The sequence below is a fragment of the Nocardia sp. NPDC050630 genome (assembly GCF_044457245.1).
Taxonomy (GTDB): Bacteria; Actinomycetota; Actinomycetes; order Mycobacteriales; family Mycobacteriaceae; genus Nocardia.
This window is the reverse complement of record NZ_JBITGN010000034.1, coordinates 1-8963: the sequence shown is the minus strand read 5'-3', so window position 1 is coordinate 8963 and position 8963 is coordinate 1. Positions and strand designations below refer to the sequence as shown.

General features: G+C 63.7%; 7 protein-coding genes. 2 read left to right on the top strand and 5 right to left on the bottom strand.

Features of this window, described 5'->3' with window-relative positions; translation table 11 throughout:
• The first annotated feature begins 61 nt into the window (after positions 1–61).
• Complete coding sequence (locus ACIBG0_RS39665; RefSeq protein WP_397040375.1) at positions 62–355, top strand: hypothetical protein; 294 nt, start codon at positions 62–64, stop codon at positions 353–355.
• A 262-nt stretch (positions 356–617) separates the two neighbouring features.
• Positions 618–2135: a S8 family peptidase gene (locus ACIBG0_RS39660; protein ID WP_397040373.1), complete on the top strand. Its 1518-nt coding sequence runs from the start codon at positions 618–620 to the stop codon at positions 2133–2135.
• A 467-nt stretch (positions 2136–2602) separates the two neighbouring features.
• Here the strand turns inward: ACIBG0_RS39660 and ACIBG0_RS39655 are convergent, their stop codons facing one another.
• The 5 genes from ACIBG0_RS39655 to ACIBG0_RS39635 all read right to left on the bottom strand — a co-directional run bounded on the left by ACIBG0_RS39655 (position 2603) and on the right by ACIBG0_RS39635 (position 8643).
• A complete protein-coding gene (locus ACIBG0_RS39655) occupies positions 2603–5278 on the bottom strand; it encodes a LuxR C-terminal-related transcriptional regulator (RefSeq protein WP_397040371.1) in 2676 nt (891 codons plus the stop codon).
• A complete protein-coding gene (locus ACIBG0_RS39650) occupies positions 5275–5466 on the bottom strand; it encodes a hypothetical protein (protein WP_397040368.1) in 192 nt (63 codons plus the stop codon). The genes ACIBG0_RS39655 and ACIBG0_RS39650 overlap by 4 nt, the downstream gene beginning before the upstream one ends.
• 224 nt (positions 5467–5690) lie before the next feature.
• Complete coding sequence (locus ACIBG0_RS39645; RefSeq protein ID WP_397040366.1) at positions 5691–6101, bottom strand: hypothetical protein; 411 nt, start codon at positions 6099–6101, stop codon at positions 5691–5693.
• Positions 6102–6597: 496 nt separating this feature from the next.
• Entirely contained in the window at positions 6598–6831 is a 234-nt protein-coding gene (locus ACIBG0_RS39640) for a hypothetical protein (RefSeq protein ID WP_397040364.1), read from the bottom strand.
• Between the two features lie 399 nt (positions 6832–7230).
• A complete protein-coding gene (locus ACIBG0_RS39635; protein WP_397040362.1) occupies positions 7231–8643 on the bottom strand; it encodes a radical SAM protein in 1413 nt (470 codons plus the stop codon).
• Positions 8644–8963 lie beyond the last annotated feature (320 nt).

The following is an 8963-nucleotide window of genomic DNA, read 5'->3' as shown; positions in this document are numbered from 1 at the left end:
GGCAGTACGCTCAACCCACACCGATCTCTTCGGGAGACGGTGACACAGCGGAGGGGGATTCATGACGATTCAGTTGCTCGCGGCCTTGGCGCTCGTGGTACTCGTGCTCGGAGCGTTCTTCCCTGTCCTTGCACGCTGGGGCGGATTCCTCATCGCGCTGGACTCGCTTCTGGCGCTGGTCTTCGAACTCGGCCACGGCCCCCTGATCTCGCTGATGTGGCTGATCATCGGTGTGGCATTGTGGCTGTTCGGTCATTGGATCGAGGCATACCGCACCGGCTACTGGCGGTCGTGGCTGGCCGGTCAGACCTTCCGGCTTCCTGGGCTGCGAGCCTTGCGTCCCGCCATGGAGTAACCGGCCGCTTCCATCCTGGCGACTGCTGTCCCCGATGCCAGCACCACCGCGATTATGGTCTCCCCATACTTACCGATCATGGAACTGGAGGGGGCGACAGTTTGAAGGGATTTGCGGCGACCGCGCCTGTGTCCCTCCGAGCTGTCAGCGGCCGAAATCGAGTAGTCGTCTACTCGGGTTTGCGCGTGTCCACCGTGCGTAATCTCAGCTCACTGGGCAGTTGTATTGCCCACCACGAGTCCCGTTCAGAGAGGACGTTTCGATGACCAGTGCTGACATGTCGCCGGTCGATGTAGTTGTGAAGACTCGCCCGGGCGCCGCCCTGGCTGAGCGTTACAACGCGTCATCGCGGCCATACGTCGATCCCGCCCTGCTGGCGAGCCGGTCAGTTCGTGACCGAACTGCCGACGCCCTGATCCGCTATCGCGTCATATCGGTCGAATCCCGCTCGGCAGGCGAGGAACTGACCGCCGAGCTAGCCCGACTTCCGGAGGTCGAGACCGTCTATGTTGCCGGTGGGCCCGCGCCGCCACCCGTCGTTGCCGTCGATGATCCACGCAATGTTCGTCAGCGCTACGAAGGCGCCGCACCCATAGGCATCGACGCACGCTGGGCGTGGGCGCAGGGCATCAACGGATCTGGGATCACGTTCGTCGACCTGGAGCAAGGATGGACGCTCACCCATGAGGACCTCGCCGCGGCGAACATCAACATCCTGTCGGGCGTGAACACCGCCTGGCACGGTCACGGGACCGCCGTGCTCGGCGAAGTCGTCGGTGTCGACAACACCGTCGGCGTCGTCGGCATCGCCCCCAGCGCGTACGCATCGGTGGTGTCACAGTGGCGGTCCGACGGCTCCTACAACACCGCAGAGGCGATCGTCAGCACGGCCAACTGGATACAGCCAGGCGATGTGCTGTTGCTGGAGGCCCAGACCACATATTCAACGACCGGCAACACCTATGTCCCCGTCGAAGTTGAGGAAGCGGTCTTCGACGCGATTGCCTATGCGACAGCCCGCGGGATCGTCGTCGTTGAGGCAGCAGGAAACGGTGGATACGACCTCGACACGTTCCGCGACACCACCGGCGCCGCCGTACTCGACCGGTCCAACGATGACTTCAAGGACTCAGGAGCCATCATGGTCGGCTCGGCGACGTCGACGACCCCGCACACGCGGCTATCCAGCTCCAACTACGGAAGCCGCATCGACTGCTACGCCTGGGGACGCAACATCACAACAACCGGCGACGGCCAGACCGGAACCGGTGATACGACATACACCGACAGCTTCAGCGGCACCTCCGGCGCCTCACCCATGATCGCTGGCGCCGCACTGCTCGTACAGTCCTACCTCAAGAATGCAAACCACTCACTGTCCAGCCCGGCAGACATGCGCTCCATGCTCAGCGACCCAGCCTGGGGCACAACGAGCAACACGCCGGCAACGGACCGGATAGGTGCCATGCCCGACGTCCGCGCGATCGTGACAGCCCTGCGCCGCGCACCCAAGATCGACAACCCGATCATGGGCTGGGTCGGTGGAATCCTGTTCGGGGTCATCGACGACACGCCTGGAGTGTGGTGGGGCCCGCATGGTCCGCGCCCGGTGGACCCCGGCTGGGCCCAACACCTTTCGCCTCAATCGAAGAACGTCCTCATTGGGGTGGCCGTCCACGAGATCGCCCGCCGGATCGAGACTCCGGCCTTGCGTAACATGCTCGCCCAGACGAGTCAGGACTTCCTCGAACAAGCAGCGGCTCCTACAAACCAGGGATGACGGCACCTCAGCGCTGGCTTCGTCCACGAATTCGGACGGCAGGTGTCCCATTGCGGGCGCGCTCGTCACATGATGTTCGGGCGCGTCGTCCGCGAATTTTGATGGCATGACAAGACGGTCGCATCCACCCGGCCGCCACCGACCTTCCTCGCCTAGCTGGCTGGCAAGCCGCTGCTTGTGTTCCGGTCGGCCGCCGGTGGTGCCGTCGAGATTCGTGGACATCGACTTGTGCGACACGCCTGTGCCGCTGCCGTTCATCGACAATCGCCGTCCGGATTGCTGCACGTAGCCACGGCGCGGTCACGAACCCGCTGATTGCGGCTGCGCTCTATCTTATTCAGGCGGGTCGTGTGTCAGGCAGCCGATACTGGGAACCGGAGCTTTCGGTCACTAAGCCTGCCTCGCGGGTTGAGGTCCATCCCCGCCGGATACGATACTGCGCTGCAACCACAGATGGCTGGGATGGGTTAGTGGGGAGTGGTGTCGAGGGCGGCGGTGAGTCCATCGCGAGTGTTGATACCGGTCTTCTGGGATGCGCGGAACAGGTGGCCTTCGACGGTGCGGAGGGACATGACGAGCCGGTCGGCGATCTGGCGGTTCGTTAGCCCGGCTGCTACGAGGGCGATTACTTCGCGTTGCCGCGCGGTCAGCGGATCACTGGTGGTGTTCGCGCGCAGGGCGGGGGTGTCCGCGCCGGTCGCTGCCGCGAGCCGGTGGGCGGTGGCGGTGGCGGTGAGCGCGGCACCACGGCATCCGTTGCGGCGGAACAGGATCGCAGCCTGCGATGCGGCGTCGGCCGCCGCGATCCGGTCACCGAATTCCTCGTACAGCCGTGCTGCCTCTGCTAGCCCGGCGGGGTCGCTATCTCGCAGTGCCGTTGCATGCTTGGCCGCTGCGGTCACGCGTGGTCCTTGTACGACGGCGGTGAGTTCGGTGAGTCGTTTGGCGTGGGCGGGGTCACCGAATTGGGTGGCGGTTTGTCGTGCGATGACTTCGTGGGAGTACTGGTGGTCTGCCTGGGCTGTGGCGGCGGTCTCGGTTGCCAGGGTGGTTGCGTGGCTGGTGATCCCGGCGGCGGCGCTGGCCCAGGCGCGCGCGAGCAAATGGGTGTGGCTCAGACGGACCCCGCCAGGGTTCCTGTCGAGCGGTTGATAGCGGGCTAACAGCGTTTCGGCCGTGTCAGCGTCGCCTGTCATCGCAGTGGCGATGGCCAATGTCAGTATCGCCACCCGTGAACTCAACAGTGACTCCGATGCCGGTGTGATGGCGAGGGCTTCACGGCATCGTGCCTGCGTGGTGTCCAGGTCACCAAGGGCGAGTGCGACCAGTGCCCAGCCGAAGGCTCGGTAGGTGAAAGCATTGGGGAAATCGCCAGGGGCTCGGGTGAGACGCTCGGCCACTTCGGTCGCCGCGTCGAGGTAGCCAGCGGTGCGGTAACCGTCGAGCTGATAGATCCCGATGACGAAGGTGAAAGTGGCCGCGGCTATCCCGTCTTGCGTGAGGTCGTAGGCGCGTTCTGCCGGGGCGGTCATCTCCTCACAGCGGCCCAGAGCCGCGTTGGCGGCCATGAGCGCGGCGAGCGCGATCAGTTCGAAGAACTCATTGAACCAGCCGTCCCCGGTCAACGCGGCGGTGGCAGCTTCGGCTCCCGCGATGAGCTGGGTATGTGTGGTCGCGGCCCATCCAGCGACCGCGTCGTAGGGACGGCGCAGCCCGCAAGCAGTGGTGGCAGATTCGATCGCGGCCAGCTCACGCTCTGCCGCTGGAAGGTCTTTGGCGGTCAGGATCGATGCGCGGTTCAGTGTCAGTAGCACCCGTTCACGCTCGGAGTCGGCGTCGCGGCGCAGTACTGCGATCACCGCCAATGCCTCGTCGAAGCGGGCGCAGTCGACCAACGTACTCGCGTGCAAAAATAGTGCGGCGCGCCCGCCGTCTGCTTGGACCGCGCGTCGCGCCAGCCACTCCGCGGTGATCGGATCGGCCAGCTTCAAGGCGGCCTTTGCTGCTTTTCCGCACATTTCGGCGTTCGGCGTCCGATCCGACTGCGACATCAGCACCGCGCGACGCACGGTTTGAATGAGACTGGTTGTGGCACCTGAGCTTTCCAGCGCGTTCACGACGTGACCGCGCAGTGTCCGCAGCCGTGCCGGTGTGGTGTGGGCGCGTCGCACGTCCCCGATCAGCGGGTGAGTCAGCCGCGCAAGCGCCGGATCCGCCTCGAGGTCGAAGCTGACCAGTCCGGCCCGTTGCGTCTGCTCGACAGCGGCCGGATCGGTGAGCGCGCACAGCACATCGACCTCCAACGGGTCAGCCACCGCCAACACATCGACCACGGACAACACGGGCTCAGGTTGGCGGGCGATGCTGGCATCCACCAGATCGGCCAACGGCACTGACACCCCTGGGCGGCCATCCCACACCCACACCCCCGCTCGCCGGTCAAGTCGCTCGGCCGCGCGCTCGCCGTCGATCAGATGCCGCAGATACAGCACGTTCCCGCGGGTATATCGCCACAATGCGGTCGCGGTCGAGGACTCGACCGGCCCACCCAGCACCGCCGCGGCCAGCTGTGCGGTCACCTCGCGCGAGAAAGGTTGCAGATCAAGCCGGTCCAGCAACTGGTCCTTCCACAGTCCCGACACCGCATCCGGCGGCATCTCGCCGCTACGCACCGCCAGCAGCACACTCGCTCGCCGCAAACGCACCACCTGATTGATCACCAGCGCGGACTGCTCATCCAGCAGATGCGCGTCATCGACCACCACCAGCACCCGACCACTCGCTGCAGGCGCCGACACAGCACCGACCACATCGCGGATCCGGCGCAGCGGATCGACCTCGATGGTTTCGGCTAACTCGGCGAAAACTCCCAACGGCACCGATCCCGCCGACCGAGTCGCAACGAACCATCGACACTCACGCCCCCGCGCCCGCCACCGATCCACCACCTCGGACACCAGCCGCGTCTTTCCGACCCCCGCAAACCCGGCCAACAGCACACCGCAGGAAGCCGCTGTCGTTGATTCCAACAGCCAGTCCAGTTCTTCGACACGGCCGACCAGCGGCGACTGGGCCACCACCCCTTCAGCGTATGCGGCCACGGTAGGCGGCGGCAGGGTCGAGTTCAGCGTCGATGTGTTCATCGCTGATCGCGGCCCCTGATCGCTGCGAGCTTCGCCTCGGCCATCCGCAGCAGCGGTCCCACCGCATCGGACTCGATGCCGAGGACCTCCGCGATCACCTCGTCTGTGACACCGGCGGCCCGCAATCGCAACGCCTCCGCATACGGAAACGGCAACCGGTCCAATGCGTCATTCTCGTCATCACCCACAACACTCACCGTTCCTCACGAATATCCGTCGAGGTGCAGTAACGCGCTACCCCAATCCATCGCCGCCTCCAAACTGGAGAACGGCAGGAAAGCAACCATTGCCGGAGCAACCGTGAGCACGCGATACGGCCGACAGAGGCAACGTCCACGGCACTCGACGATGTCCGGGCGGTGCGGCTGAGGTCACCCCGCCCGGACATCCGACCTCTAATCGCGTGGCGGGATCACCGCAAGGTCGGGTCGGTGGCCAACCCGCTGCTGCCCGCGCTGATGAACACCGAATCAATGGCGTCCAACGCGGGATTCGCCAAATCCACATCCACCGGAAGGTCCCGGTTTACCGTGGTACCTGGGCACACCACGTGCGCTGTCCCGGGCCCCGGTGCAACCTGTGGGATCACAACGCTCTGCCTTCCGCCGAGCGCGACCTGGAACGTGACCGGCGGTGCGCCTTTCACCGACACTGTGCAATTCAACGGCATCGGTTCTGTTGAGATGACGGTCACCTTCACCCGCTCCCTCCCCCCGATCGGGTCCGGTGTCACCACCTCTGCCGATGCGATGCTCGGCAATGCCGCGACGGCCCCAGCTGCCGCCAATGAAGCCAACCCTGTGCGAATCATGTTGCGTCGCATGATATTTCTCCTGTCCGTTCTTCCTGGGGAAATCGCCCCCAGTTGCGGTAGCCAGCGAATGCCGGTCGAGTTCGAGTGTTGGCCCGGACAACAGCAGTCGAAGAAGTAGTCGGCTACCCCAATCGGCCTTCGGATCTCCGCAGCGACACCGCACCGCATGATCCGTGGAGAACCACCCGGTCCGCGATGGCAGAGACCAGCGCGAGCAACCGGCTGATGCGATGGAGCGGATTCGTGGCGAATCTGCGCCCCGCGCAACCCACGCGTCGACACCCCCGAATCCGTAGCAGAACAGCGCTTTCCGCGTCATGTCATCAAGGGCGGCTCGCTTCTGTGTGCGGCGTGCGCGTGCTGAGGTGCGCTTCAAATGGGGTACGGCGCTACTCGCCGCGTTCGCCGGGCGCGGAGTGAGAGTGGTGGGACCGACACAGAACGGAGAGAACCATGAACTTCGCCTGCGCAGACTGACCGAACTCCGCGGATCGGATCCTGATCCTCAACACTGCAGAGTGATCAATTCCTTCTGTTGGACCTGAGCGACAAAGAAGTCGCTGCGGATGCCGGCGCAACGATGCGGCGGCACCCGCCTGAGTCCGAGCACCTCGAATTTGATGAGACCGCGCTGCCAGTGGTGCGCCGAGTCGCCGCACAGGGCGCTCAGTCCGCGACTTTCGCGTACATGCAGTACTTCGTGTAGCCGCTCTTCGGTTCGGCGGTGCTTCGACTCCATGACGCCGGATCGGAGTTGCCGGATCGGGCAATTCAGCCCCGTCGGGGTGGCGGCCGGTATCAATTCCGGATCCCGCTCGGCCGCCTCTACGATCCGGTCGGTTCTATCGCCTATCTGTTGGCAACCCTGTCGCGGTCCAAACTTGGTATCTTCAAGATCACGCCTGCACACGTCACCGCTGGTCCGAGTGCGACAACTGGCCATGTTGAAGCTCGGCCTGGGGTAAACCAAACCCGAGGCACAATTCAGTTGTCGCTGTGATCTCGGTGTGCTTGCACCACTGTTCAACTTCCTGCAGCAGTCGCCCGGTCTTCCCATGGTTGTCTGCGGCGGAATATCTTCTGGCACCAGTGCTCGTCGGGGAGGACCAGGTTGTTCAAGAGAACACCAACTTCACGGTCATTCGCGAAACTGGTCGGCCGTGGATAAGACGCAACCGTCTGAGGTTCTCTCACCCAGGCCGTCAGCAATCATTCGCGGCAGGTTTGTGCGCCAGTAGCGGCCTTCAATGTCCACGTCCGACGAGTCGCCATCCAAGTGCCGCTTTGGACATCCACCCCAGCAGATAGGTAGGAAGGAGCAGTTGGAGCAGGTCGGCAACTCGGTCGGGTCGAACCTTTCCCACCAGCCCCGGTCAATGAATTCTTGCGGCTGGAGCAATAGGTTCTGACGACCGCCGAACCGACCAACAGCACGGTGGGTCTCACCTACTTGCAGACCGCACCGGTATTCCAGACCATCCGCGCCCACCACAGCCGAGTCGGACGCCAGCGCGCCACAAACTGAGGTTCTGGGCTGAGGGAAACCTGCGATGACGTTTTCCTCATCCAGCGCTTCGGCAGGTAGTGTACGTCTGGCCAAAGCCTGTAATTCGTCGAAACGCTCCGGACTAAGCTCATGGGGTCGCAGGAAGGCTGAACGATCCGAGTACGCTGACAGCTTGGCGACGAATAGTACACACCGGAATGGGGCAGCAAACCAGCCCTCTTCCTTTGCAAACTCAATAAACCCGGCGAGGTCATCGGCGTTGCCGTGGTCGGCGTTGAAGCGGATGTCAACTCGGGTGTGTTGGAGAAGACGGCCGACCAGCGCGGCGGCCTTCGTGAATGACGCCTGGCCATCGTCCGACTGGTAGCCAGGCCGGTACCGGCGGCGGCGGTTATGGTTCGCCGCGAGCCCGTCGAAGGAGATTTGCACCTGACGGATCTGGTGCTGCTTTACGAACGAGCCGACGTCATTCGGCCAGTGGGTGCCATTAGAGATCACTGAAGCGTGATATGCGACTTTCTGTGTCCGGCACAGGGACTGCAGCGCTTCTGACGCTTGTTCCAAGAACGACAGGTTCATCAGCGGCTCACCGCCGTACCAGTCAACGTGCAGGCTTTGTTTGTGGTTCCGCTTGAGCCGATCGTTAGCGATCGCAACCAACTTGTCGACATCTTGCACCGTTAAGGCGTCCGAGGATCGCGACTCGTAGCAGTAATAGCAGCCTAGGTTGCAGTCCATGGTTGTGGTCACCAAGAGGACTACAGGTGCATGGCCCCGTGCAGCCCAGTATCGCGCCCGTACTCCAGCGAGTTCATCGAAAGCCGCGTCTATGAGGAATCCGCCGCGGCGCAGCGTGGCTGTCAATTGCTGGCCGAGCGACTCTTCCGAAATCCACGTACGAGCTCCGCTCAACAGCGCTGAGAGTTCGTCAGCATCGCCGCCATCCATCCGCAGCACGCTGCCGGTGCTGGCGTTGAACAGTGCGTACCCGGTGGACAGAGGGATCCGGAATGTGTACCGCGACGTAGCGAACTCAGCGCCCATGATCGCTTACTCCACCTCGATTAGAGCGATACATGTACCGTGGCCGCCACATAGTCGCGATGAACGTGCGGCCGGGGTGTCAGCTGCTTCCGCTACTGCGTTGAGATCGCGGTCGACAATTGGCACAGCAACCACCTCGAACCGCTTGTTGGGTGGCAACTGCATCGAAGGTTCGAGCTCATCGCTGGCAACCAGTCGGATACGTTTATTCTCTGCTGGCTTACTTGGCCTGTCCCCGGTGAATGAGTCCGTCCAGTTTTAGGGTCCTTGTTGGCCCTGGTTGGGGCTGGAAGGGACACTGAAGGACATGGCAGGACGGA

Excerpts from the sequence above, each read along its gene's own strand:
- ACIBG0_RS39665 (WP_397040375.1), top strand. The coding sequence starts at position 62 with ATGACGATTCAGTTGCTCGCGGCCTTGGCGCTCGTGGTACTCGTGCTC.
- ACIBG0_RS39660 (WP_397040373.1), top strand. The coding sequence starts at position 618 with ATGACCAGTGCTGACATGTCGCCGGTCGATGTAGTTGTGAAGACTCGC.
- ACIBG0_RS39655 (WP_397040371.1), bottom strand. The coding sequence starts at position 5,278 with ATGAACACATCGACGCTGAACTCGACCCTGCCGCCGCCTACCGTGGCC.
- ACIBG0_RS39645 (WP_397040366.1), bottom strand. The coding sequence starts at position 6,101 with ATGCGACGCAACATGATTCGCACAGGGTTGGCTTCATTGGCGGCAGCT.
- ACIBG0_RS39640 (WP_397040364.1), bottom strand. The coding sequence starts at position 6,831 with ATGGAGTCGAAGCACCGCCGAACCGAAGAGCGGCTACACGAAGTACTG.
- ACIBG0_RS39635 (WP_397040362.1), bottom strand. The coding sequence starts at position 8,643 with ATGGGCGCTGAGTTCGCTACGTCGCGGTACACATTCCGGATCCCTCTG.